Annotated in this window: 22 protein-coding genes; 8 read left to right on the top strand and 14 right to left on the bottom strand. The window is 64.3% G+C overall.

Annotated features, from left to right (window positions below; genetic code table 11):
• Positions 1-17 precede the first annotated feature (17 nt).
• The 4 genes from coaE to ACP7EY_RS17035 all read right to left on the bottom strand — a co-directional run bounded on the left by coaE (position 18) and on the right by ACP7EY_RS17035 (position 3180).
• Positions 18-632 (bottom strand): dephospho-CoA kinase, encoded by a 615-nt coding sequence (gene coaE / locus ACP7EY_RS17050; protein WP_426195674.1) that lies wholly within the window; start codon positions 630-632, stop codon positions 18-20.
• Positions 629-1498, bottom strand: a complete 870-nt coding sequence (locus ACP7EY_RS17045; protein ID WP_426195672.1) for a prepilin peptidase — start codon at positions 1496-1498, stop codon at positions 629-631. Before ACP7EY_RS17045 ends, coaE begins: the two co-directional genes overlap by 4 nt.
• A 171-nt stretch (positions 1499-1669) precedes the next feature.
• On the bottom strand, positions 1670-2479 hold the full coding sequence (locus ACP7EY_RS17040; RefSeq protein WP_426195670.1) for a LamG domain-containing protein: 810 nt from the start codon (positions 2477-2479) through the stop codon (positions 1670-1672).
• A gap of 197 nt (positions 2480-2676) precedes the next feature.
• On the bottom strand, positions 2677-3180 hold the full coding sequence (locus tag ACP7EY_RS17035) for a hypothetical protein (RefSeq protein WP_426195669.1): 504 nt from the start codon (positions 3178-3180) through the stop codon (positions 2677-2679).
• 259 nt (positions 3181-3439) lie between these two features.
• Between ACP7EY_RS17035 and ACP7EY_RS17030 the strand changes: the two genes are divergently transcribed.
• Both ACP7EY_RS17030 and ACP7EY_RS17025 read left to right on the top strand, forming a co-directional pair.
• A complete protein-coding gene (locus ACP7EY_RS17030; protein ID WP_426195667.1) occupies positions 3440-3652 on the top strand; it encodes a hypothetical protein in 213 nt (70 codons plus the stop codon).
• Between the two features lie 45 nt (positions 3653-3697).
• Entirely contained in the window at positions 3698-3976 is a 279-nt protein-coding gene (locus ACP7EY_RS17025) for a hypothetical protein (protein ID WP_426195665.1), read from the top strand.
• 67 nt (positions 3977-4043) lie between these two features.
• Here ACP7EY_RS17025 and ACP7EY_RS17020 read toward each other — a convergent pair whose 3' ends face one another.
• The 10 genes from ACP7EY_RS17020 to uraH all read right to left on the bottom strand — a co-directional run bounded on the left by ACP7EY_RS17020 (position 4044) and on the right by uraH (position 16142).
• Positions 4044-5267 carry a type II secretion system F family protein gene (locus tag ACP7EY_RS17020; protein WP_426195663.1) on the bottom strand — a complete coding sequence of 408 codons (1224 nt, stop codon included), beginning with the start codon at positions 5265-5267 and terminating at the stop codon, positions 4044-4046.
• 8 nt (positions 5268-5275) lie between these two features.
• A complete protein-coding gene (pilB, locus tag ACP7EY_RS17015; protein ID WP_426195661.1) occupies positions 5276-6997 on the bottom strand; it encodes a type IV-A pilus assembly ATPase PilB in 1722 nt (573 codons plus the stop codon).
• 166 nt (positions 6998-7163) lie between these two features.
• Positions 7164-8456: an HlyC/CorC family transporter gene (locus tag ACP7EY_RS17010; RefSeq protein ID WP_426195659.1), complete on the bottom strand. Its 1293-nt coding sequence runs from the start codon at positions 8454-8456 to the stop codon at positions 7164-7166.
• Between the two features lie 173 nt (positions 8457-8629).
• A complete protein-coding gene (locus ACP7EY_RS17005) occupies positions 8630-10177 on the bottom strand; it encodes a methyl-accepting chemotaxis protein (protein WP_426195657.1) in 1548 nt (515 codons plus the stop codon).
• Between the two features lie 84 nt (positions 10178-10261).
• A complete protein-coding gene (locus tag ACP7EY_RS17000; protein ID WP_426195655.1) occupies positions 10262-10669 on the bottom strand; it encodes a hypothetical protein in 408 nt (135 codons plus the stop codon).
• 9 nt (positions 10670-10678) lie between these two features.
• Positions 10679-11935, bottom strand: coding sequence for a hypothetical protein (locus tag ACP7EY_RS16995; RefSeq protein ID WP_426195653.1), 1257 nt, complete (start codon positions 11933-11935; stop codon positions 10679-10681).
• 260 nt (positions 11936-12195) lie between these two features.
• The gene (locus ACP7EY_RS16990; RefSeq protein ID WP_426195651.1) at positions 12196-13743 is read right to left on the bottom strand and encodes a methyl-accepting chemotaxis protein; all 1548 of its coding nucleotides are present in this window, start codon (positions 13741-13743) and stop codon (positions 12196-12198) included.
• A 69-nt stretch (positions 13744-13812) separates the two neighbouring features.
• Positions 13813-14220, bottom strand: a complete 408-nt coding sequence (locus tag ACP7EY_RS16985) for a hypothetical protein (RefSeq protein WP_426195649.1) — start codon at positions 14218-14220, stop codon at positions 13813-13815.
• A 9-nt stretch (positions 14221-14229) separates the two neighbouring features.
• Complete coding sequence (locus ACP7EY_RS16980; RefSeq protein WP_426195647.1) at positions 14230-15486, bottom strand: hypothetical protein; 1257 nt, start codon at positions 15484-15486, stop codon at positions 14230-14232.
• Positions 15487-15788: 302 nt separating this feature from the next.
• Positions 15789-16142, bottom strand: coding sequence for a hydroxyisourate hydrolase (gene uraH / locus ACP7EY_RS16975; RefSeq protein WP_426195645.1), 354 nt, complete (start codon positions 16140-16142; stop codon positions 15789-15791).
• 85 nt (positions 16143-16227) lie between these two features.
• Here uraH and puuE point away from each other — a divergent pair, with 85 nt between their 5' ends.
• The 6 genes from puuE to ACP7EY_RS16945 all read left to right on the top strand — a co-directional run bounded on the left by puuE (position 16228) and on the right by ACP7EY_RS16945 (position 25074).
• Positions 16228-17166 (top strand): allantoinase PuuE, encoded by a 939-nt coding sequence (puuE, locus tag ACP7EY_RS16970; RefSeq protein ID WP_426195643.1) that lies wholly within the window; start codon positions 16228-16230, stop codon positions 17164-17166.
• 117 nt (positions 17167-17283) lie between these two features.
• Positions 17284-18777 (top strand): xanthine dehydrogenase small subunit, encoded by a 1494-nt coding sequence (gene xdhA, locus ACP7EY_RS16965; RefSeq protein ID WP_426195641.1) that lies wholly within the window; start codon positions 17284-17286, stop codon positions 18775-18777.
• A gap of 32 nt (positions 18778-18809) precedes the next feature.
• Positions 18810-21152: a xanthine dehydrogenase molybdopterin binding subunit gene (xdhB, locus tag ACP7EY_RS16960; protein ID WP_426195772.1), complete on the top strand. Its 2343-nt coding sequence runs from the start codon at positions 18810-18812 to the stop codon at positions 21150-21152.
• Positions 21149-22150 (top strand): xanthine dehydrogenase accessory protein XdhC, encoded by a 1002-nt coding sequence (xdhC, locus tag ACP7EY_RS16955; protein ID WP_426195639.1) that lies wholly within the window; start codon positions 21149-21151, stop codon positions 22148-22150. The genes xdhB and xdhC overlap by 4 nt, the downstream gene beginning before the upstream one ends.
• Before the next feature lie 14 nt (positions 22151-22164).
• Complete coding sequence (gene guaD / locus ACP7EY_RS16950) at positions 22165-23481, top strand: guanine deaminase (RefSeq protein ID WP_426195637.1); 1317 nt, start codon at positions 22165-22167, stop codon at positions 23479-23481.
• 75 nt (positions 23482-23556) lie between these two features.
• Entirely contained in the window at positions 23557-25074 is a 1518-nt protein-coding gene (locus ACP7EY_RS16945) for an adenosine deaminase (protein ID WP_426195635.1), read from the top strand.
• The last annotated feature ends 376 nt before the right edge of the window (positions 25075-25450 follow it).

The following is a 25450-nucleotide window of genomic DNA, read 5'->3' as shown; positions in this document are numbered from 1 at the left end:
CGATGTATTGGTATCGACTACATTGTCGCTGATATTGTCCGGTATCGGGCGTGCAATGCGTCCACTTGCGGTAGCAGGGCGTCGATGCCGTCGTCGTTGTCGATGATATCGTCGGCCGCCGCCAGCCGGGTGGTGCGGCTGACCTGGCTGGCCATGATGGCGCGCACCTGCGCTTCGCTTAAACCGTTTCTGGCCATCACGCGCGCCACTTGCGTCGATTCGGCGCAGTCGATGGCGAGGATGCGCGCCACCCGTTCGCGCCAGGCGCCCGACTCGATCAGCAGCGGTACCACGAAGATCACGTACAGTCCCGTGGCGGCGGCCGCCTGGGCCTCGGCGGCGGCGCGGATCATCGGGTGCAGGATCGCTTCGAGGCGCTGCCTGGCCGGTGGATCGGCAAACACCAGCGCGCGCATGGCGGCGCGGTCGAGGGCGCCGTCGGCGCCGATGAAGGCGGGGCCGAAGGCGGCGCCAATGGCGGCCATGGCCGGGCCGTGTGGCGCCGTCATGGCGTGCGCGATCAGGTCGGCGTCGATCACGCTGGCGCCCCGTTCGGCGAACAGATTGGCCACCGTGGTCTTGCCGCAGCCGATGCCGCCCGTCAGGCCGATCTGGAGTTTGCCGTGGCTCACCCGAACATCCGCTGAGAATACGCCGCGATGGGCGCGCCCCACAGCATGGCGATCATGCCGGCCGCGGCCAGGTAGGGACCGAAGGGAATGGTTTTTTCGCGCGAACGGCCGGCGGCGACGATCAGGGTGATGCCCACCACCGCCCCCACCACCGAGGAAATGAGGATGATCGATGGCAACGCCTTCCAGCCCATCCACGCGCCCAGCGCGGCGAGCAATTTGAAATCGCCGTAGCCCATGCCTTCCTTGCCGGTGGCCAGTTTGAACAGCCAGTAGATCGCCCATAGCACCAGGTAGCCGGCGGCGGCGCCGATGACGGCGTCCTGCAGGGGCACGAAGGTGGCGTTGAGGTTGAGCAGCAGGCCCGCCCACAGCAGCGGCAAGGTCAGGTCGTCGGGCAGCAGTTGGGTGTCGTAATCGATGCACGTCATGGCGATCAGGGCATAGGCAAAGCCCAGCGTGGCGATGCCGGCCAAGCCGCTGCCGAAGTGCCAGATCAGCGCCGCCGAGACGAGCGCCGTGAGCGCTTCGATGGCCGGATAGCGCACCGGGATGGGCGCCTTGCAGGCGCTGCATTTGCCGCGCAGGGCCAGGTAGCTCAGCACGGGGATGTTTTCCAGCGCGGTGATCTGGTGGCCGCAGTGGGGGCAGGCCGAACGGGGCACCATCAGATTGAAGGTGTCCTGGTGCGGCAGGTCCTTGCCGCTTTCGTGCGCGACATAGTTGTCGGAGTCGCGCTGCATCATCTTCGGCATGCGGTAGATGACGACGTTGAGGAAACTGCCGATCAGCAGGCCGAACACGGCGGCGAACACGGTGGCGGCGAGGTCGCCCGGCGCGGCAAAGAACAGGGTTTCAGGAAGCATGACGATCCGCGTAGAGGAGGAAAACGATGCGATGTTGCATCTTAGGAATTCCTTCAATCATAGACGGCTGGCGCGGCTTGCGCAATCATGGCGGCGCGGCGCGCGGCCTGCGGGCGGGCAAAAAAAACCGGCACGGGAACAAGCCGTGCCGGCAGTGCGCGACCGGGCCGGTCAGGCGGCGCGCGTGGCGCGGCGGCGCGTGCCGACCAGGGCGGCGGCGCCGATGGCCAGCAGCAGCAGGCTGGTCGGCTCCGGTACGACGCCCACGCCGAAGGCCGAGAAGTCGTTGCGCGAAATGGCCAGCAGTTCGGTGCTGGTGAGCGACTGGTTGAAAATGGCGGTGTTGTCCATCTGGCCGTTGAAATATTCGTTATCAACGGTCTTGCCGACGGCGAAATTCATGGCCTTTGCATTCAGGCCCGTGGCCGTGCGGGTGGCCACTTGCACGCCGTCGATATAGATCGAATTGACGTGGGTGATCGCATCGTAGGTGGCGGCGACAAAATGCCATCCCGTCGTGCCGGAGCCCGTGGTGAGGTTGGTGGGGGAATTGGCGCTCAGGTCGTTGTACCACCAGTAGTTGTGCAGGCTGTAGTCGCCATTCATGCGAAAGGCCACCACCTCGTTGTTGGTGCCATAGTTGCCCCAGCCGACGATGCCGCCCGCGCCCGAAGTCGTCGGGTTGATCCACGCCGTGATCGAATACGAGCTGTCGCCCGTTGGCAGGCCGGCCAAGGTGCCGCTGGCGGCGAGCAGGGCGCTGCCGCCGTTGAGCGCAAGGCCACCGCCGTAGACGCCGGCGGTGGCGGCCACGCTGCCCGAATTGACCAGGTTGTTGCCCTTGCCGCTCTTGTCGAGACCGAGATTGGCGGCGTTGTCAAAGGTGTACAAGGCGACCAGGCCCGCATTGGCGGCGGGACTGATGGCCAGCAGGGAAGCAGCGGCAAGCAGTGCGGCAGTCAATTTATTGATGAGTTGCATTTGATTCCCTGTGAGAATATTAGATTCTCAAAGGTAAGCAAATGGCATGCCAGCTTGCGCAATCTGATTAAAAACAAGCGCTTGTGAGCGTTGCGAGAATATTTTATTTTGGAATGTAAGGTTTCTCGACAGAATTTATAGTGGGCCGACCCAGGCGCCGCCCTTCGATGGTCGACCGCCGCGCCAGGCGGTGGCCTTTATTTCAGCTTTTCGTCTTCCTGCTTGGCGTCTTCCATCGCTTCGGGCTCGAGTTCTTCGGCCGAGCGGTTCAGGTGTACGAACACGCCCCAGGCCGCCAGCATGAAGGAGACGGCCACGAGGATGCTGGCCGCGTACGGCAGCTCGGCGGGATTTTCGTGCAGCGCCTTGAAGGTGGCGACCAGGCCTTCGAGGGCCAGCGCCACCACCACCACCACGAAAAAGCGCGACAGGAAGCGCCGCACCCGGGTGGGCGCGCTGATGTCGCTGTCGCGGATGACTTCTTCCTCGATGATGGTTTCGGCGATCTGCAGGGCCACCACGCCGGCCGCAAGCAGGCCCATCGCTTCGATAATGGCCATGGCGGCCACGCCGTCGAGGCCGCCGTTGAAGGCGTCCCAGCCCATGCGCGCGGAAATAATCACCAGCACCAGGGCGGCCAGGGCGAACAGCAAGGCCATCAAACTGTGGATGGCGGAGAAGATGACGGTAAATATTTTCATATTTACATGTTGCCATAAATCTAGCGAGGGGGGCCACACGGTGCACGGTGACGCCCGTTTGCCGATGCTGACCGGTACTGCTGGCCGTCTGGCATCTGCGCACCTTGAACTTGCCAGGTGCCTGTCGGAGTCCGGAGGAAGGTTCGGGATGGGCCCGATGCCTGTGCTTCGGCCTGTGGCATGGATCGCAGTTTTGTACCGCGAAGAAATACCGGGGCGCATCGCTTGAAATTTCTATCTTAATAACCATTTATTAATAATGATGAAAAAGAAAATTCACTGGCGCCGACCGTTATTTTATCTGCTCTTGCCGATTTTTTTCATCATGGTGTTTCTGGGCTTTCCACTGCCGGTAGCGCCGTCGCCGTCAATCAAACCGGGACAGGAAATCTCCACGACGGTAAAGAAAAGAAAACGTGTGCGCCTGGTAGTGCCCCGCGAGGGGGACGGCGAGAAGCACGAACAGCGCTAGCAAACAGTGGGCAGGAGCCCCTTGTTGTCCAGACGAAACCTTGCCATGGGTATCGCGATGCTCACCTTCGCGGAAATCCCTGTTGCGGCCCCCTCGCCATCACCTGTCGTTCGTGTCCAGTATGTTGTTGGCGAAAAATCAGCTGATCGCGTAGAAGAAATACTGATCGATCTCCTTGAACGAATGATGCGTACGCCGGACTTGGCAGCAGTCCTGCATCAGCTTGCGCAATTGGCAAGCAGAGGGAACGTTGAACCTGCGTTCATTTCTGTGCAACTTCTGCCACCGCGCCCGGAGCACGACGCCGGCGTGCTGTTTCGCTAGGGGGCCGCTCTCGGCCAGAGAGCGGGCGTCTGCCCAGGCATCGTGGCCGACGATGTCAAGCCAGCCCCTACACCACGGAACCGAGCTTAAAGATCGGCAAGTACATGGCAATGACCAGGCCGCCGATCAGCACCCCGAGGATGACCATGATCAAGGGCTCCATCAGCGAGGACAGGGCGGCGACGGCTTCGTCGACTTCTTCCTCGAAGAAATCGGCGACCTTGCTCAGCATCGAGTCGAGGGCGCCCGATTCTTCGCCGATGGCGACCATCTGCGTGACCAGGTTGGGGAACACATTGGCGTTCTGCATGGCCGAGGTCAGGCTGGTGCCGGTGCTCACTTCGCTCTGGATCTTGCGGGTCGCTTCCAGGTAGACGGCGTTGCCGGCGGCCCCGCCCACCGAGTCGAGCGCTTCGACCAGCGGCACGCCGGCGGCGAACATGGTGGCCAGGGTGCGGGTCCAGCGGGCGATCGCCGCCTTGCGGATGACGTCGCCGAAAATCGGCGCCCTGAGCAGGATGATGTCCATCGAGCGCTGCATCTTGGCCGAGCGTTGCCAGGCCTGGAAGAAGAAGTAGACGGTGGCGCCGATGCCGCCGAAAATGGCCCACCAGTACGACACGAAAAACTCGGAAATGGCCATCACCACCAGCGTCGGCGTGGGCAGGTTGGCGCCGAAGCTGGCAAACACGGACTTGAACGCCGGCACCACCCAGATCATGATGACGGCGGTGACGACGAAGGCGATCGCCAGGATCGATATCGGGTACATCAGGGCCGACTTGATCTTGCCCTTGATGGCCAGGGTTTTTTCCTTGTAGATGGCCAGCCGGGTCAGCAGGTCTTCCAGGATACCGGCCTGCTCGCCGGCGCCCACCAGGTTGCAAAACAGGGGATCGAAATACAGCGGGTACTTGCGAAAAGCGTTGTTCAGGCTGGTGCCCGTTTCAATGTCCGAGCGCAGGTCCATGATCAGCTTCGACATGGACGGGTTCGAGTGGCCCTTGCCGACGATGTCGAAGGACTGCAGCAGGGGCACGCCGGCCTTCATCATGGTGGCGAGCTGGCGGGTGAACAGGGCGATGTCCTTGCCGGTGATTTTCTTGCCGCTGCGGTAGACCTTTTTCTTGATCTTGGTGACCATCACGCCCTGGCGGCGCAAGGTGACGTTGACCACCGCCTCGCCACCGGCGCGCAGTTCGCCGCGCACCGTCTTGCCGGACTTGTCCTTGCCTTCCCAGGCATAGACCGTTTCCTTCACTTGCATTGCTTTGGACGGCGAGGTGGCCATGGGACTTCCTATTCGTTGGTGCAGCCAAGGACTTCTTCGAGGCTGGTCAGACCCTGCTTGACCTTCATCAGGCCGGAACGGCGCAGCGATTTCACGCCTTCCAGTTCGGACTGGGCGGCAATCTCCATCGAGTTGCCGTGGGCCAGGATGATTTTTTCAATGGCGGGGGTGATCGGCATGATCTGGTAGATGCCGACCCGGCCCTTGTAGCCGCCGCCCAGGCAGCGCTCGCAGCCGACCGGGCCGTAGGGCTTCCAGTCGCCTTCCAGCTCTTCCGGCCGGAAGCCCGCCGCAAGCAGGATTTCGCGGCTGGTCTCGACCGGCTTCTTGCACGTGCACAGGCGCCGGGTGAGGCGCTGGGCGGTGATCATGATCACGGACGAGGCGATATTGAACGGCGCCACGCCCATGTTCATCAGGCGCGTCAGCGTCGACGGCGCATCGTTCGTGTGCAGCGTGGAAAACACCATGTGGCCCGTCTGCGCCGCCTTGATGGCGATGTCGGCCGTCTCCAGGTCGCGGATCTCGCCCACCATGATGATGTCCGGGTCCTGGCGCAGGAACGATTTGAGGGCCACCGGGAAGGTCAGGCCGGCGCGGTCGTTGACGTTGACCTGGTTCACGCCGGGCAGGTTGATCTCGGCCGGATCTTCGGCAGTGGAAATATTGATGCCGGGCTTGTTGATCACGTTCAGGCAGGTGTACAGCGACACCGTCTTGCCCGAACCGGTCGGACCCGTCACCAGCACCATGCCGTAAGGACGCTGGATGGCTTCGAGCAGCAGCTCCTTCTGGTCCGGGTCGTAGCCGAGCGCATCGATGCCCATCTGCGCCTGGGTGGCGTCGAGAATGCGCATGACGGTCTTTTCGCCGAACAGGGTGGGCAGGGTGGAGACGCGGAAATCGATGGTTTTTACGGGCGACATCACCAGGCGCATGCGGCCATCCTGCGGCACGCGCTTTTCGGAAATATCGAGCCGGGCCAGCACCTTGATGCGCGAGACGAGCTTGTCGCGGATGGTGATGGGGGGCTGGGCGTGTTCGCGCAGCACGCCGTCAATGCGCAGGCGGATCCGGTAAAACTTTTCGAAGGGCTCGAAGTGGATGTCCGACGCGCCCAGGTTGATGGCGTCCATCAGGATTTTATTGAGGAACTTGACGATGGGCGCGTCTTCGATGTCGTTGGCCTGGTCGACTACGGTCTCCGTCGACTCTTCGGCGAACTCGATGTCGGCGCCGTCGCCGGCCAGGTCCTGCAGGCTCTGCTCGGCGCTCTTGCCCAGCGCGGCCAGCAGGGCGATCAGGGCGTCGTGCGGCACGATCACCGGCTCCACCGACGCTTCGCTCTGGAATTTGATCTGGTCGAGCGCCTGCGTGTTGGTGGGATCGGAAATGGCCACCGACATCTTGTTGCCCCGCTTGGCCAGGGCGATCACGCGCTGCGCCTGCATCAGCTTGTCGTCGATGATTTTCGGCGGCAGCATGGCCACACTGAAGGCCGACAGGTCCATCAGCGGATAACCAAAGGTCTCGGCACAGAACACGGCCAGTCCGTGCGAATCGATCAGGCCGCTGGTGACGAGGCTGTCGATGAACTGCACCTTGTCGGTGGCGGATTTCTTTTGCAGCATCTCCGCCTGCGCCGCCGACAGTTTGCCGGCCTGGGTCAGCGCACGCGCCAATCCCGACAGTGGCGTGCCCGAAACGGTGGTGGGGAGGACTGCTGACATAGGGGCGCGCTTGCAAAGGAGACCGTTGACCATTCGCCAATGAACCGCAAACGCGGGGCGAAGCTGTGATGAATGATGCCGCTGGGCATCATTATTGTAAAGCCTTTGCAGTAAAACGAGGCGCGCTTACCACGTAGTGATAGCGCCATGACATGGGTTGTGGTAATTACGCCAAGCGTTTGTGGGGCAGTGGCCGTTTCAGTTTGATAACCTTGATTGCTTGATCATGCACCTGGATGACTTCGATGACGCAGTTGGCCACTTTCAGGCTGATGGGCGAATCGGGGATCTCCTGTAACTGTTCGAGCATCAGGCCGTTGAGCGTTTTCGGGCCGTCCAGGGGGAAGGCCAGGCCCAGGCGCTTGTTGATATCGCGCAAGGGCGTCGAGCCTTCCAGCAGGCATTCGCCCTCGCTGTCCCAATTAAAACTGTCGCTGCGGGCGGCGCCCGGCACCGAGGTGGTGAATTCGCCGATCATTTCCTCGATGATGTCGTCGAGCGTGACCAGGCCCTGCACCTCGCCGTACTCGTCGACGATGATGCCCAGGCGCTCCTTGTTTTCCTGGAAATACTGGAGCTGGGTGAACACCCCCGTGTCTTGCGGAATGAAGTAGGCGGGGGTGAGCAGTTCGCGGAAATGGTCGATGGTCAGTGCGTCGGTCTGATTAAGCAGCGCCACCGCTTTGCGCACATGCAAGATGCCGACGATCTGGTTGATTTCGCCTTCATAGACGGGCAGCTTGTTGTGGTAGCAGGTGGTCAGTTCGTGCTTGAGTTCGTCGACGCCCAGGGCCAGGTTCAGCGCCTCCATCTGGGCACGGGGGGTCATGATGTCTTCGACGGAAATGGTTTCCAGATCGAACAGGTTGAGCAGGATGCTCTTGTGCTTTTGCGGAATGAAATTGCCGCCTTCGAGTACGATCGAGCGCAACTCTTCCGGCGACACGCGGTGCTGGTGCAGGTCGTGGCCCCGGCGAATGCGCAGCACTTTCAAGACCACGCCGACGAACAGGTTGACGAACCAGATGACCGGCTTGGCCGCCGTCATCAGCACGCGCAGCACGCCACTCGAGGCCAGCGCGATGCGCTCGGGATAGGTCGCGCCGATGATTTTCGGCGAAATTTCGGCGAACACGATCAGCAGGAAGGCCACCACCGCGGTGGCGATGCTCAACACGGTCTCTTCGTGGCCGAACAACAGGATGGCCAGCGCTGCCACCAGGGCAGTGGCCATGGCATTGAGCAGGGTGTTGGCGATGAGCACCAGCGAGAGCAGCTTGTCGGTACGCTCGAGCAGCCACAGGGTGGTGATGGCGCCCCGGTGACCCCGCTTGGCGAGCAGGCGCAGCCGGTGTTTGTTGGCCGCCATCAGCGCCGTCTCGGCCATGGCGAAAAAAGCCGAGCACAGGATCAGCACGGCAAGAGTGAGCACGAGCGCCCAGAGGGGGACGCTGTTCACGGGGTAGTACTAACTGACATGGTATGGCGAAGCACGGTGGCATCGCAGGAAGCGCGGCGTAGCAACCCTGCCGCAGAGCGATTGATTCTAAGGGACTCGCGCTTATCTTGCAAGAATTCAAACTGCGCCGCCCGCGCCCCTGCGGGCGCAGGGCGCCCGCAGGGCAACGCAGTTCAGCGCAGGGCCAGCCTGCCGGCTGGCGCCACGTCGCTCAGTTTGAACACGGCCAGCGCGGCCGACAGCTGGCTGGTCTGTTCCGACAGCGATTCGGAGGCGGCCGACGCTTCTTCCACCAGCGCCGAGTTTTGCTGGGTCATCTCGTCCATGCTGACGATGGCGCGGCCGATGTACTCGATGCCGGCATTCTGTTCCTGGCTGGCGGCGCTGATCTCGAGCATGATGTCGGCCACTTTTTTCACCGAGGCGACGATCTGCCCCATGGTGGTGCCCGCTTCACCGACGAGGATGGCGCCCGCATCGACCTTGGCCACGGAGTCGCCGATCAGTTCCTTGATTTCCCTGGCGGCGCTGGCCGAGCGTTGCGCCAGGTTGCGTACCTCGGAGGCGACGACGGCGAAACCGCGGCCCTGCTCACCGGCGCGGGCCGCTTCCACGGCGGCATTGAGCGCCAGGATATTGGTCTGGAAGGCGATGCCGTCGATGACGGCGATGATGTCGACGATTTTCTTGGCCGAACTGTGGATGTCGCCCATGGTGGTGACGACGCCAGAGACTACCTGGCCGCCGCGGGTGGCGATGTTCGAGGCATCCTGCACGAGCTCGTTGGCGTTGCTGGCGTTGCTGGCGTTCTGGCGCACGGTGCCGGTGAGCTTGTCCATGGCGCGGCTGGTCTGGTCGAGGCTGCCAGCCTGCGATTCGGTGCGGCTGGCCAGGTCGGCATTGCCGGAGGCGATTTCGGCGCTGGCGGTCTGGATGGTATCGGCCGACACCTTGATGTCGCCCATCATGTTGGCCAGCTTGACGCGCATATCGCGCAGGGCTGCCAGCAGGCTGCTGCTGTCGTTGGCGTCGGTGACGATGTCCATCGACAGGTCGCCATCGGCGACGGCGCGGGCGATCTGGCGCGCGTACTCCGGTTCGCCGCCCAGTTGCTGCCAGATGGCGCGCACGACAAACCAGGAGATCACGGCCAAAGAGGCCACCACGATCAGCGCGGCCAGCACCATCGCGGTGACGACATTTTTCACGCTCGTCTCGCTGTGGGCGATGCCGGCCTTGAACTGGGCGGCGGCGGCCGCATTGGTCTTGGTCAGATCGGCGTTCAACACGGCCAGCGTGCTTTGCATGCGCGCCACGGTCGCTTGCGGATCGCCCTGTTCCATTTCCAGCATGATCTTTGCCGCCGACAGGGCGGGGGCGTAATAGGCGTCGAATTCGGTTTGCAGGCGGGCGGCGGTGGCGGCCTGGCCGTCCAGCGCGCCCAACTGGCGCAGCTTGGCGCGCAGCTTGCCTGCCTGCTCGCCGACGGCGGCGACGCGGCTCTTGTCGCCTTCGGTGACGGCGTCGCGCAGGGCATCGGCGACGGCGCCGACGTCGAGGGTGGTCGACTTGATGAGGTCAAGGACGGGGTAGTCGGTCTGTTCGGTGGTGCGGATGGAGTGCAGGGCGCCGGTGGCGATGTACGCGCTGGCGGCGATGCCCAGGCCGAAAATGATCGTCGAAATGACCGGTAACGCCCAAATCCTGTGCTTGATGTTCATCGTGTTCCTGATAGTGGACGGGCCCGCCGCGCTATGCCAACGCATGGCGGGCCTCGATTGCAACGGAAAGGATGCGCGCCGTGCTTACGGCGCCGTCAAAACGACTTTGACGGTGGCATCGACAGCGCTTTTCTCGATATAGCCGATGGCTTTCGGATCGGCCGCCACGGCTTTCTTGACGTCAGCGCTGGAGGCGACTTCCTTCGGTGGCGTTGCCTTGCCGGTAAACACCAGCTTGGACCACAGGGCCTTGGCCTGCGAGGCGTCCTTGTCCGCCACTTTCTTGTAGAACTCGTTGCGCACGGGGTTGCCGTCGGGCTGGTCGATGGGCGTCATCGTGGTCGATTTGCCGAGAAAGAACTGGGCCACTTGCTCGTTGCTCATGCTGGCGGCGGGGCTTTTTGCGCCCACCACGGCCACCACTTCAGCGAAGGCGGGTACGGCGGACAGCGTCAACAGGGCGGACACAACGGTTTTGATCAGGGTCGTCATGAATGCTCCTTAGAAGACGAAGTCGAGGGCGACGGCGCCGACGGTGACGGGACCGCTAAAGCCTGGCTGCGCCTTCATCAGCAGGCCCGCGCCATCCTTCGGCCGGACCCGGTCGATCTGCACTTTCAGGGCCATCGAGCGGTACAAATCCCAGCGCACGCCGATCGTGTCGGTGCTCTGGTTGGCCGGGGCCGACAAGCTCTCCACGCCCGCCGACAGGGCGCGCAGGGTGGGCGTGCAGGCGACCGGATAACCGGTCGGGCAGGCCGCCGGCACGGTGTTGGCCACGCGGCTGACCGTCTTCGCTTCCGAGTGATTGTAGTAGGGCAGGAATTTGCCGATCCGGTAGCCGGCCATGGTGTACCAGGAATTGGTGCCGTTGACATAGCTGTCGGTCTTGCGGCGCGCATACTCGGACTGCAGCACGATGTTGTTCCAGTCCAGTGCCAGGCCGACCGAGGTGAACGAGGCTCTCTTCTTGTTCAGGGCCAGCGCATCGGCCAGCGGTGCCAGGGTGGCCAGGCTGTAACCGGCGCCGGTGGCGCGCAGGCCGCCCAGCAGGGTGTTGAGCGAAGTGGAATCGTTGACGGTGAGCGTGCCGTCGGCACGGCCCATGCGCAAGGTCAGCGGACCGTGTTCGGCCACCAGGTTGATGGCGGTGACGCTGGTCGCTTCGATGTGGACCAGGGCGGCGGTGCTGGTGGAAATGGGGTTCTTGGTACGGCCAAAGGCCAGCTGGGCCGACACGCTGGTGTCGCCGAAGCTTTGTTGCCAGGTGGCGTCAATACCGTCGATGCTGTTCATCGGCACCTGGGTGTACACCTCGGCCGGCGGGCGCAACATGGTGTTGGCGTAGCCGACATTGCGGTAATCCGAAATCATAAACACGGGCAAGCCCATGCGGCCGACCCGCACCGACAGATTGTCGTTGACTTTGCCTTTCAGGAAGGCCCAGGCCAGCTCGGCGCCGAAGTCGTCTTCGGCGTCCTTGCGCACCAGCCCCTGCGCGGTGGCCGACAGCCAGCTGTTGATCTCGGTGTTCGCCTGCACGCCGAAATTCGAATCGACCCCCGTGCGCGCAGTATGGGTCGCGCCGGCGCTCTGGTTGGGCCGCACGAACTGGGCGGCGTCGCTGCTGGTCTGGGTGGCGGCCAGGGTGCCGAAGCCGCTGATTTTTACTGCCGGTAAGGAAAAACTGTCCTGCGCATAGGCGCTCGACACGGCCAGCGGCAGTGTCAGGAGAGTGGCGATCAAACGTTTATTCATAGGAGTACCCGTAGCGATGGCTAACAATTGAAAAATCTGTGGGGACAGAGTGGGAACGGTCACCAAGGCTTGGGGCGATCGTTAGTGCTTTAATGCAATTGTAGAAATCGCCGAGGGATGCCGCAAGGAAATAAATGCGCGCCTTAAATTGGCGACAATATTCCCCCTTGATTTCGTTGTAATTTGGAAACAAGTGGCGTAAAACATTTCAATTATCATATCTAATTAAACATTTGCCCAAGGTGAACGGCTGGTGCTGCTTAGCGTAGTACCAGGCGCGGCTTAGGCGCCACGTCGCGCAGTTTGAACACGGCCAGCGCGGCCGACAGCTGGCTGGTCTGTTCCGACAGCGATTCGGAGGCGGCCGACGCTTGTTCCACCAGCGCCGAGTTTTGCTGGGTCATCTCGTCCATGCTGACGATGGCGCGGCCGATGTACTCGATGCCGGCATTCTGTTCCTGGCTGGCGGCGCTGATCTCGAGCATGATGTCGGCCACTTTTTTTACCGAGGCGACGATCTGCCCCATGGTGCTGCCCGCTTCACCGACGAGGATGGCGCCCGCATCGACCTTGGCCACGGAGTCGCCGATCAGTTCCTTGATTTCTCTGGCGGCGCTGGCCGAGCGTTGCGCCAGGTTGCGTACCTCGGAGGCGACGACGGCGAAACCGCGGCCCTGCTCACCGGCGCGGGCCGCTTCCACGGCGGCATTGAGCGCCAGGATATTGGTCTGGAAGGCGATGCCGTCGATGACGGCGATGATGTCGACGATTTTCTTGGCCGAACTGTGGATGTCGCCCATGGTGGTGACGACGCCCGAGACCACCTGGCCGCCGCGGGTGGCGATGTTCGAGGCATCCTGCACGAGCTCGTTGGCGTTGCTGGCGTTGCTGGCGTTCTGGCGCACGGTGCCGGTGAGCTTGTCCATGGCGCGGCTGGTCTGGTCGAGGCTGCCTGCCTGCGATTCGGTGCGGCTGGCCAGGTCGGCGTTGCCGGAGGCGATTTCGGCGCTGGCGGTCTGGATGGTATCGGCCGACACCTTGATGTCGCCCATCATGTTGGCCAGCTTGACGCGCATATCGCGCAGGGCTGCCAGCAGGCTGCTGCTGTCGTTGGCGTCGGTGACGATGTCCATCGACAGGTCGCCATCGGCGACGGCGCGGGCGATCTGGCGCGCGTACTCCGGTTCGCCGCCCAGTTGCTGCCAGATGGCGCGCACCACGAAATATGACACCAGTGCCAGGCTGGCGACCACGATCAGGGCCGCCAGTACCATGGCGGTGACGACATTTTTCACGCTCGTTTCGCTGCGGGCGATGCCGTCCTTGAACTGGGCGGCGGCGGCCGCATTGGTCTTGGTCAGATCGGTGTTCAACACGGCCAGCGTGCTTTGCATGCGCGCCACGGTCGCTTGCGGATCGCCCTGTTCCATGTCCAGCATGATCTTTGCCGCCGACAGGGCGGGGGCGTAATAGGCGTCGAATTCGGTTTGCAGGCGGGCGGCGGTGGCGGCCTGGCCGTCCAGCGCGCCCAGCTGGCGCAGCTTGGCGCGCAGCTTGCCTGCCTGCTCGCCGACGGCGGTGACGCGGCTCTTGTCGCCTTCGGTGACGGCATCGCGCAGGGCATCGGCGACGGCGCCGACGTCGAGGGTGGTCGACTTGATGAGGTCAAGGACTGGGTAGTCGGTCTGTTCGGTGGTGCGGATGGAGTGCAGGGCGCCGGTGGCGATGTACGCGCTGGCGGCGATGCCCAGGCCGAAAATGATGGTCGAAATAACCGGTAAGGCCCAAATCCTGTATTTGATGTTCATCGTGTTCCTGATGAGAGAGGGGGGAAGCGGCCGCGCCCCGCTGCTGCAGGGGGACGCGGCTGCGGCTGCTTACGGCGCCGTCAAAACGACTTTAACGGTGGCATCGACGGCGCTTTTCTCCAGATAGCCGATGGCTTTCGGATCGGCCGCCACGGCTTTCTTGACGTCGGCGCTGGAGGCGACTTCCTTCGGTGGCGTCGCCTTGCCGGTAAACACCAGCTTGGACCACAGCGCCTTGGCCTGCGAGGCGTCCTTGTCCGCCACTTTCTTGTAGAACTCGTTGCGCACGGAGTTGCCGTCGGGCTGGTCGATGGGCGTCATCGTGGTCGATTTGCCGAGAAAAAACTGGGCCACTTGCTCGTTGCTCATGCTGGCGGCGGGGCTTTTTGCGCCCACCACGGCCACCACTTCGGCGAAGGCGGGAACGGCGGACAGTACCAGCAGGCTGGACAATACGGTTTTGATCAGGGTCGTCATGAAAGTTCCTTAAAATACGAAATCGAGGGCGACGGCGCCGACGGTGATAGGACCTTCGAAGCCGGGCTGCGCCTTGATCAGCAGGCCCGCGCCATCCTTCGGCCGCACCCGGTCGATCTGCACTTTCAGGGCCATCGAACGATACAAATCCCAGCGCACGCCAATGGTGTCGGTGGACTGGTTCTGGGCGGCGGACAGGGTGTCGACGCCGGCCGACAGCACGCGCACGGTGGCTGCGCAGGCGAGCGGGGAGCCGGCTGGGCAGACCGATGGCACCGTGTTGGCCACGTGGCCCGTCGATTTGGTTTCCGCATGGTTGTAGTACGGCAGGAATTTGCCGATCCGGTAGCCGGCCATGGTGTACCAGGAGTTGGTGTTGTTGATGTAGCTGTCCGTCTTGCGGCGCGCGTACTCGGACTGCAGCACGATGTTGTTCCAGTCCAGCGCCAGGCCGACCGAGGTGAACGAGGCTTTTTTCTTGTTCACTGCCAGCGCATCGGCCAGCGGCGCCAGCTGGTAGCCGGCGCCACTGGCGCGCAGGCCGGCCAGCAGGGCGTTGAGGGTCGGTGAATCATTGAGTGTCAGCTTGCCATCGACGCGGCCGAAGCGCAGCGTGAACGGGCCATGCTCGGCCACCAGGTTGAGGGCGACCAGGCTGGTGCCGTCGAGATGCACGGTGGCGTTGCTGGCCGCGATCGGCTTGTGGATGCGACCGAAGGCCAGCAGGGCAGACACGTTGGTGTCGCCCAGGCTCTGTTGCCAGGTGGCGTCGATGCCGTCGATGTTGCCTAGTAGTACCTGGGTATACACCTCGGCAGGCGGGCGCAACATGGTGTTGGCATAGCCTACATTGCGATAATCGGAAATCAGGAACACGGGCATGCCCATGCGGCCGACCCGCAGCGACAGTTTGTCGTTGACTTTGGCTTTCAAGAAGGCCCACGCCAGTTCGGCGCCGAAGTCGTCTTCGGCATCCTTGCGCACCAGCCCCTGCGCGGTGGCCGACAGCCAGCTGTTGAGCTCGGTGTTCGCCTGCACGCCGAAATTCGAGTCGACTCCCGTGCGCGCCGTGTGGGTGGCGCCGCTACTCTGGTTGGGCCGCACGAACTGGGCGGCGTCGCTGCTGGTCTGGGTGGCGGCCAGGGTGCCGAAGCCGCTGATTTTAACTGCCGGTAAGGAAAAATTGTCCTGCGCATGGGCGCTGGACAGTGCCAGCGGCAGGGCGAGCAGGGGCACGAGAAGGGGGGCGATAAAGCGTTTGGTCATGGGGGTACCTGTAGCGTGAAGCAACATTAAAAAATACACGGAATGGGGGAGGGAAAAGCGGGCAGTTATCGGGGCATCGGATAACTGTTAGTACATGCCACTAGTGTACGACAGCATTGCACTATGGCAATAAAATGCTTGCCGTATAAAAACTAAAAGGCGTAATAAATTATTTACTTGTTGTAGTGATGGGACATTTTTTGCGAAAACCCTGACAGTGCGTTAACAGCGCTTCGGTTTGTCCAGCCAGCGGTGCCGCGCGCCCCGAAAAGATGCCACCGGCCTGCGCCGATGGCCCTGCTTCAACTGCCCCGGTAGGTCGAGTACGACCACGGCGTCACCACCAGTGGCACATGGTAATTTTCGCTGGCGTCGGCAATGCCGAAGGCCAGCGTGACCTTGTCGACAAAGCGGGGCGAGGGCAGTTCGACGCCGCAGGCGGCAAAGTAGTCGCCGGCGGCGAACACCAGTTCATACTGCCCGGCGCGCATGGTGTCGCCCTCGAGCAGGGGGGTGGCGCAGCGCCCGTCGTCATTGGTGACATCGACCTTGAGCAGGCGCCGCTCGCTGGGGCTGATGGCGTACAACTCGAGGCGCACGCCCGCGCCGGGCTTGCCGCGGGTGGTGTCGAGAACGTGGGTGCTGAGTTTGCCCATGGGAGTTTCCTGTCGTGGTTGTGGGATGGCGATCCTGCCTGCGAACATTATATGATGGCGCACCGATCACTTTTTCGAACGAATCATGAGCACTTACGACAACTATCCGCGCGACCTGATCGGCTACGGCCCCACGCCGCCCCATGCGCGCTGGCCCGGCCAGGCCCGCATTGCCCTGCAATTCGTGCTCAACTACGAAGAGGGGGGCGAAAACAATGTGCTGCATGGCGACCCCGCGTCGGAAACGTTCTTGTCGGAGATAATCGGCGCCCAGGCCTTTCCCATGCGCCACATGAGCATGGAGTCGCTGTACGAATACGGTTCGCGGGCGGGACTGTGGCGCCTGCTGCGCCTGTTCGAAGCGCGCAAGCTGCCGCTGACGGTGTTCGGCGTGGCCATGGCCTTGAAGCGCAACCCCGAGGCGGTGGCGGCGTTTCGCCAACTGGGCCACGAAATTGCCTGCCACGGCCTGAAGTGGATTTCCTACCAGAACGTCGACATCGACACCGAACGGGCCCACCTGCAGGAAGCGGTGCGGATCATGCGCGAACTGACGGGCGAGGCGCCGCTGGGGTGGTATACGGGGCGCGATTCGCCCAACACGCGCCAGCTGGTGGTCGAACAGGGCGGCTTTGTGTATGACGCCGACCATTACGGCGACGACCTGCCGTTCTGGGACCGCGTCACCACGGCTGACGGCGCCACCCACGCGCACCTGGTGGTGCCCTACACGCTCGATACCAACGACATGCGCTTTGCCGCCATGCAGGGTTTTAATTCGGGCACGCAGTTCTTCGATTACCTCAAGGATGCCTTCGACACCCTGTACGCGGAAGGCGATCCGCGCGGTCTCGATCGGCCGAAAATGCTGTCGATCGGCCTGCATTGCCGCATCGCCGGCCGGCCCGGCCGTACGGCGGCGCTGGCGCGCTTTCTCGACTACGTGCAGTCGCACGAGCACGTATGGGTGGCCCGGCGAATCGATATTGCCCGCCACTGGCAGGCAGTGCACCCGGCGCCGTGAGGGCCGGCGAGGGTCCTTCGCTTATGCAAAGTTTGATATAACTCACATCAGCGATTTCATATAATAGCGGGTCTGGCCGGTGGTACGCTTCCAGGCTGGGATAACACCGAGGCCAGCATGTCAGATCCGATCCGTTTCTATTACCAGGGCGCCGTGCACGAAGTGCGCGATGCGGCGCCCACGCGCACCGTGCTGCAGCATTTGCGCGAGGATTTGCACTGCACGGGCACCAAGGAAGGCTGCGCCGAGGGCGATTGCGGCGCCTGCACGGTGGTGGTCGGCTCGCTCGAACATGGCAGCTTGACCATGAAGGCGGTCAACGCCTGCATCCAGTTCCTGCCCACCCTCGACGGCAAGGCCCTGTTCTCGGTGGAAGACGTGGCCGCGGCCGATGGCGCCCTGCACCCCGTGCAGCAGGCGCTGGTCGAATGCCATGGTTCCCAGTGCGGTTTTTGCACGCCCGGCTTCGTCATGTCGCTGTGGGGCATGTACCTGAAACAGGAGGGGCGCCAGCCGACCCGCTGCCAGGTCGACGACGCCTTGTCGGGCAATCTGTGCCGCTGCACCGGCTACCGCCCCATCATCGAGGCGGCCTACCGGATGGGCGAACTGCCGCCGGTGCAGTTCGACCGCGCCGCCCTGGTCGCCCGGCTGGAAGCGCTCAAGCGGCCATCGATGGCCGTCTACGAGGCCGCCGGCGTGCACTTTTTTGCCCCGCGCACGCTCGACGAACTCGTCGCCGTGCGCGCCGCCCACCCGGCCGCGCTGCTGCTGGCCGGCTCCACCGACATCGGCCTTTGGGTCACCAAGCAGCTGCGCACGCTGGGCGACATCATCTATCTGGGCCACATCGACGCCCTCAAAACCATCGCCGAGGACGCCGGCCAGCTCACCATTGGCGCCGGCGCCAGCCTGGAAGACGCTTACGCCGCGCTGTGCCGCCACTATCCGGGCCAGTTGCAGGACATGTGGCAGCGCTTCGCTTCGCTGCCGATCCGCCAGGCTGGCACTTTCGGCGGCAACGTCGCCAACGGCTCGCCCATCGGCGACTCGATGCCGTGGCTGATCGCCGTCGGCGCCCGGCTGGTACTGCGCAGCGCGCAGGGCGAGCGCAGCATGCCGCTGGAAGATTTTTACCTGGGCTACCAAAAAAAGGATTTGCAGCCGGGCGAGTTCGTCCAGGCCGTGCAGGTGCCGCTGCCGCAGGCCGAGGCGGCCGACGGGTCCCGGCGCCGCCAGTTCCGTACCTATAAGCTGGCCAAGCGCTTCGACCAGGACATCTCCGCCGTGTGCGCCGCGTTCGCCTTCGAGTTCGACGGCGAACGCATCGCCGGCGCCCGCATCGCTTTCGGCGGCATGGCGGCCACGCCGCGCCGGGCCAGCCTGACCGAGGCGTTTTTGGCGGGCCGCGCCTGGAACGAAGACACCGTCAAGGGGGCGATGGCGCTGCTGGCCGACGACTACGCCCCCCTGTCGGACATGCGCGCCTCGGCCGCCTACCGCATGAAGGCGGCGCAAAACCTGCTGCGCCGCTTCTGGTACGAAACCCGGCATGACGACGCGCTGGCGCCGGGCGACGTCAACGCATTCAAGCACGGGGTGACGGCATGAACGACGGCATGAACGACGGCATGAACGACGCCATGAACGACGCCATCAACGACGGCGGCGCAGCATCGCTGGCCGCGCCGTGGCGCGCCGTCGGCGTCGCCCGCGCGCACGAGTCGGCCCAGCTGCACGTGCTGGGCCAGGCCACCTACACCGATGACATCGCCCAGGTGCAGGGCACCTTGCACGGCGCGCTGGGCTTATCGAACAAGGCGCATGCGCGCATCGTCGCCATCGACCTGGCCGGCGTGCGCGCCGCACCCGGCGTGGTGGGCGTGTTCGCGGTGGCCGACATCCCCGGCCTGAACGACTGCGGCCCCATCATCCATGACGATCCGATCTTCGCCGACGGCGTCGTCATGTATGTGGGCCAGCCCATCTTCATCGTCGTCGCTCACAGCCACGACCAGGCGCGCCGCGCGGCCAGGCTGGCCGAGGTCGTGTACGAAGAATTGCCGGCGATCCTCACGCCGCAGGCGGCCAAGGCGGCCGGTTCCTTCGTGCTGCCGCCGATGCGGCTGGCGCGGGGCGACTGCCAACAGGCCTTCGAGGCCGCGCCGCACGCCGTCAAGGGCGAACTGAGCGTGGGCGGCCAGGAGCAGTTCTACCTGGAGGGGCAGATCGCCTACGCCATTCCCACCGAAGACCAGGGCATGCTCGTTTATAGCTCGACCCAGCACCCCAGCGAAATGCAGCACGTGGTGGCGCACGCGCTGGGCCTGCACTCGCACAACATCACCGTCGAATGCCGCCGCATGGGCGGCGGCTTTGGCGGCAAGGAATCGCAGTCGGCCCTGTGGTGCGCCGCCGCCGCCATCGCCGCTTACCGGCTCAAGCGCCCCGTCAAGCTGCGCGCTGACCGCGACGACGACATGCTCGTCACCGGCAAGCGCCACTGCTTTGTCTATGACTATGCGGTGGGCTACGACGACACCGGCCGCATCCTCGCCGCCCGCGTCGACATGGTCACCCGCGCCGGCTACTCGGCCGACCTGTCCGGCCCCGTCGCCACGCGCGCCGTCTGCCACTTCGACAACACCTATTATTTGTCCGACGTCGACATCCGCGCCGCCTGCGGCAAGACCAACACGCAGTCGAACACGGCGTTCCGGGGCTTCGGCGGGCCGCAGGGCGCCATCGCCATCGAATACGTGATCGATGAAATCGCCCGCACGCTGGGCCGCGACCCGCTCGATATCCGCCGCCGCAATTTCTACGGCGCCGAAGGCCGCAACGTCACTCCCTACGGGCAGGTGGTGGCCGACAACGTCATCGACGCGCTGGTCGACCAGCTCGAAGCGAGCAGCGACTACCGCGCCCGCCGCGCCGCGATTGCCGCCTTCAATGCCGCCAGTCCCGTGCTCAAGAAGGGGCTGGCGCTCACGCCCGTCAAGTTCGGCATCGCGTTCAACGTCACCCACCTGAACCAGGCCGGCGCGCTGGTCCACGTGTACGTCGACGGCTCGATCCTGGTCAACCACGGCGGCACCGAGATGGGGCAGGGCATCAACACCAAGGTGATGCAGGTCGTCGCCCACGAACTGGGGGTCGACATGGCGCACGTGCGCGCCACCGCCACCAACACGGGCAAGGTGGCCAACACCTCGGCCACGGCCGCCTCCACCGGCGCCGACCTCAATGGCAAGGCGGCGCAGGCGGCCGCGCGCACCATCCGCGAGCGCCTGGCCGCGTTCGCCGTCAGCCTGCATGGCGGCAGCGTTGACGCCGTGCGCTTCGGTGCCGACCTGGTCGAGGTCAACGGCCAGCAGTTGCGCTTTGCCGAGCTGGTGCAACAAGCCTACCTGGCGCGGGTGCAGTTGTGGTCGGACGGCTTCTACGCCACCCCCGGCCTGCACTGGGACCCGAAAACCATGAACGGCAATCCCTTCTCGTATTTCGCCTACGGCGCATCGGTGGCCGAAGTCGTCGTCGATACCTTGACGGGCGAATGGAAGCTGGCGCGCGCCGACGTGCTCTACGACGCCGGCCAGTCGCTCAATCCGGCCATCGACATCGGCCAGGTGGAAGGCGCTTTCATCCAGGGCATGGGCTGGCTGACCACCGAGCAGTTGTGGTGGAACGAGGACGGCAAGCTGATGACGCACGCGCCGTCGACCTACAAGATTCCCGCGGTGTCCGATTGCCCCGACGATTTCCGCGTCCAGCTCTACAAGAACAGCAACGTCACCGACAGCATCCACCGTTCCAAGGCGGTGGGCGAGCCGCCCCTGCTGCTGCCGTTCTCCGTGTTTTTCGCCATCCGCGACGCCATCTCGGCCGTGGGCGGCCATCGCATCAACCCACCCCTGAACGCCCCCGCCACCAGCGAAGAAATTCTGCGGGCCATCGATGCCGTCGAGGCGGCACTGGCGCCATGAACGAGGCGTGGACACTGGCCGCCAGCCGGCCTGTGGTGCTGGTGACGGTGGCGCAGGGCGAAGGCTCGGTGCCGCGCGGGGCTGGCGCCCACATGCTGGTGGCGGCCGACGCGTTGGCCGGCACGGTGGGCGGCGGCCACCTCGAATTGCGCGCCATCGAGACGGGCCGCGCCATGCTCGCCGATGGCCGCCAGCGCCATCTCGAGCGCTTTGCCCTGGGCCCCGGCCTGGGCCAGTGCTGCGGCGGGGTGGTCCACCTGGCCTTCGAACTGCTCGAGCCCGGCCACGCGGCGCAACTGGCGGCGCGCCGCCGCCAGGACAGCTGGCGCCTGGTGGCCCTCGACGGCGCCGGCGCCGCGCTGTACGACGCCGACGGCGTGCTGCTGGCCGGCGCCCCCGCGCCGGCCTTCGAGCGCAGCGGCGCCACCCGCCTGATGCGCGCTGCCGACGGCGGCCGCTGGCTGGTCGACCGCATCGCCGCGCCGCGCGCGCACCTGCTGCTGTTTGGCGCCGGCCACGTGGGCGCCGCCCTGGTCAGCGCGCTGGCCGGCCTGCCATGCACCGTCAGCTGGGTCGACGAGCGCGCCGATCTATTCCCGCCCGTGGTGCCCGACAACGTCCAGGTCGAAGCCTGCGACGCCCCCGAAGACCTGGTGGCGCAGGCGCCGGCGGGCGCCTCCTACCTGGTGATGACCCATTCGCACGCGCTCGACCTGCGCCTGGCCATGGCGATCCTGGCGTGCCAGCAGGTCGGCTGGTTCGGCCTGATCGGCTCGCACACCAAGCGCCGCCAGTTCGAACACCGCCTGCGCGAGCGCGGCCTCGATGGCGCGCGCATCGATGCAATGGCCTGCCCGATCGGCCTGCCCGGCATCGACGGCAAGGAGCCGGCCGTGATCGCCGCCGCCGTCGCCGCGCAGTTGCTGATGCTCTGGCAAAGCGCAGACCATCTCCCTGTTGAATCCACTACCATCGCTCAGCCTGGCCCTGCCAACTGACCAGAAAGACCCCGATGTCCACCTTATCGCCCCCCGTGCGGGCCTACCGGGCCAGCCTGCTGCACTTCCACGCCGATCCCGCCTTCGCCGAAAACGCCTATGTCTGGCACGAGGACGGCCTGCTGCTCGTCGCCGATGGCCGCATCGCCGCCGCCGGCGACTACGCGCGGCTATCGCCCACCCTGGCCGACGGCGTCGAGATCGTCGACTACCGCGGCAAGATCATCTGCCCCGGCTTCATCGACACCCACGTCCATTTTCCGCAGACGGACATGATCGCCTCGCCGGCGCCGGGCCTGCTGCCGTGGCTCAACAGCTACACCTTTCCCACCGAGCGCCAGTTTGGCGACCCCGCCCACGGCGCCGAAGTGGCCGAGTTTTTCCTCGACCAGTTGATGCGCAGTGGCACCACCACGGCAATGGTTTACTGCACCGTACACAAGCAATCGGTGGACGCGTTTTTCAGCGCCAGCCAGGCGCGCGGCTTGCGCATGGTGGCTGGCAAGGTGCTGATGGACCGCAATTGCCCCGACTTCCTGGCCGACACCGCCGAGGGCGGCGTACGCGACTCGGCCGAGCTGATCGAGCGCTGGCACAAGCGCGGCCGCGCCCAGTACGCCATCACGCCCCGTTTCGCGCCCACGTCCAGCGAGGCGCAGCTGGCGCTGACGGGCGAACTGGCGCGCGCCTATCCCGACACCTACATCCAGACCCACGTGGCGGAAAACTGCGACGAATGCAACTGGGTGAAAGCCCTGTTCCCCGCCTCGCGCAGCTATCTCGACGTGTACGACCACTACGGCCTGCTGCGCCCGCGCGCCATGTATGGTCACTGCATCTGGCTCGATGACGACGATTTCGCCCGCATGGCCGAGACGCGTGCGGCGGCGGCCGTCTGCCCCACCTCCAACCTGTTCCTCGGCAGCGGCCTGTTCGACTTCGAGCGCGCCGATGCCCGCGGCGTGCTGCTCTCGCTGGCTTCGGACGTGGGCGCGGGCACGTCGTTTTGCATGCTGCAGACGATGAACGAGGCCTACAAGGTGGCGCGCATGAAGGGCAGCTACCTGCCGGCGCTGCGCATGTTTTACCTGGCCACGCTGGGCGCGGCGCGCGCCATGCAGCTCGAAGGCACCATCGGCAACTTCGCCATCGGCGCCGAGGCCGACTTCATCGTGCTCGATCCGGCCGCCACGCCCCTGCTGGCGCGCCGCACCAACGAGTGCGACAACCTCGAGGAATTGCTGTTCGCGCTGGCGCTGCTGGGCGACGACCGGGCCATCGCCGCCACCTATTCGGGCGGGCGGGTGCAGTGGCAGGCGCCAGCGCCGTAAGCGCATTGCCAATCCGCCATGAAGGCGATAGAGTAGGCACGCAGCCGCCTTCCACCTTCACGAAAGATTCACCGCATGCAGATTCGACCGCCTTTCACCGTGGCGCTGGCCCTGGTGGCCAGCCTTGCCGCCAGCGCCGTCCACGCCAAGGGACCCGCGACCACGAACGAGGCGGCCACCGCCCGTTATTTCGCCCAACTGGTCGACGGCAAGGCGCCGCAGCAAGCGGCGCTGACCCTGTTCTTTGCGCAGATGCCCAAGGGCGGCGACCTGCACCACCATTATTCGGGCGCCCTGTACGCCGAACAATACGTCGACTTCCTCGACAAGCAGGGCCTGTGCGTGAACAAGGTCACGTACCGCATCGAGACCGACAAGAACGTCATCGAGGCCGAGCGCGCCTTGCCCGCCGCCCAGCGCAACTGCCTGTCGTCGGCCGAACTGTACGCCGACGACCAGACCTACCGCGAAGTGCTGCAACGGTGGTCGAGCAAGGATTTCGACAACCACGGCGCCATCCAGCCGCCGCCCGACCGCCAGTTCTTCCAGACCTTCGGCTTTTTTGGCCCCGTCTCGAACGCCAACTTCGCCGAGGGCCTGCAGACGCTCAAGCAGCGCGCCGTGCTGGAAAACGTCAGTTACATCGAGACCATGTTCAAGCTGGCGCCGTTCAAGGGCGATAAACAGTTCGACGCCGCCGCCTGGCAGGTGGCCGGCGACGACGCCGCCTTCGACGCGCTGCTGCGCCGCCAGCAGCAGGCGCTCGAGCAGGACGCCGCCTTCAACGGCAGCGTCAAGGACTACGTGACGAAGATCGAATCGGCCGCCGCCGGCATCGACGACGCCGAATTCACCATGCGCTACCAGGCTTACGTGCTGCGCCTGCTGGGACCGTCCCAGGTGTTCTCCTCGATGGTGGCCGGCTTCAAGGCGGTGGCGCAAAGCCCGCTGATCGTGGGCGTCAATATCGTCGGCCAGGAAAGCCAGATGGTGTCGATGCGCGACTACGCCCTGCACATGAAAATGTTCCGCTTCCTCAAGCGCCAGTATCCGGACGTCAAGGTGGCCCTGCACGCGGGCGAACTGGCGCTGGGCGACGTGCCGCCGGAAGGCTTGAAATTCCACATCGACCAGGCCGTCAATATCGCCCTGGCCGACCGCATCGGCCACGGCATCGACCTGGCGCACGAGAAGAACGCGCTGGCCTTGCTGCAAAAAATGAAGGCGGCCAAGGTGCCGGTGGAAATTAATCTGACCAGCAACAGCTTCATCAACGGCATCCGCGACGACAACCATCCCGTCACCCTGTACCGCAAGTTCGGCGTGCCCTTCGTCATTTCCACCGACGATGCGGGCGTCACCCGCCACGATCTGTCGCACGAGTATGTGCTGTTCGCCAGCCGCTACCGGCCCGACTACGCCGAGGTCAAGCGCCTCTCGTATGCCAGCATCGCCTACGCCTTCCTGCCGGCCGCCCAGCGCGCCCGCCTGACGCTGCAGCTCGACCAGCGCTTCGCCCGGTTTGAAGCGGCGATCGTCGCTTTGTCATCAAGCACCACGCCGCCTGGCCGTCCCGCAGCCCGCCTGCGCTAGTTGTTAGTGACCATCAGCGCTGCGCCGCGTCTTGACGCGGCGCAGCGCTGAAGCGTTTTTCAGATATCTAAATGCCATCAGTGTGGTCATTGCGCTACACAAATGCGCCTCTCGCTGCCCCTTCGGTGATTTTCCCGCCTAAAGGATTTCTATGCAGAACGGCTCACTTATAATCGCCTCACCTTAGCGGCAGAGGCTGCAGAGCGGACCGGTGGAACAGACACAGCGTTTTGACTTGATTTATAGCCAATAGGTATAAATCGGCAAAGGAAAACGTATTTGTGTCACCTAGTCCCTTCATGCATAGTTGCCTGATAGAAGCACAAAAAGACAACACTTTTGATTAAGCAATTTCCATGTCATGAAGATGACATAC

It is taken from the genome of Massilia sp. DWR3-1-1, assembly GCF_049898325.1.
Taxonomy (GTDB): Bacteria; Pseudomonadota; Gammaproteobacteria; order Burkholderiales; family Burkholderiaceae_D; genus JAFCUW01.
Note: the sequence above shows the minus strand (reverse complement) of the source record. Positions and strands in the feature narration are given on the sequence as shown.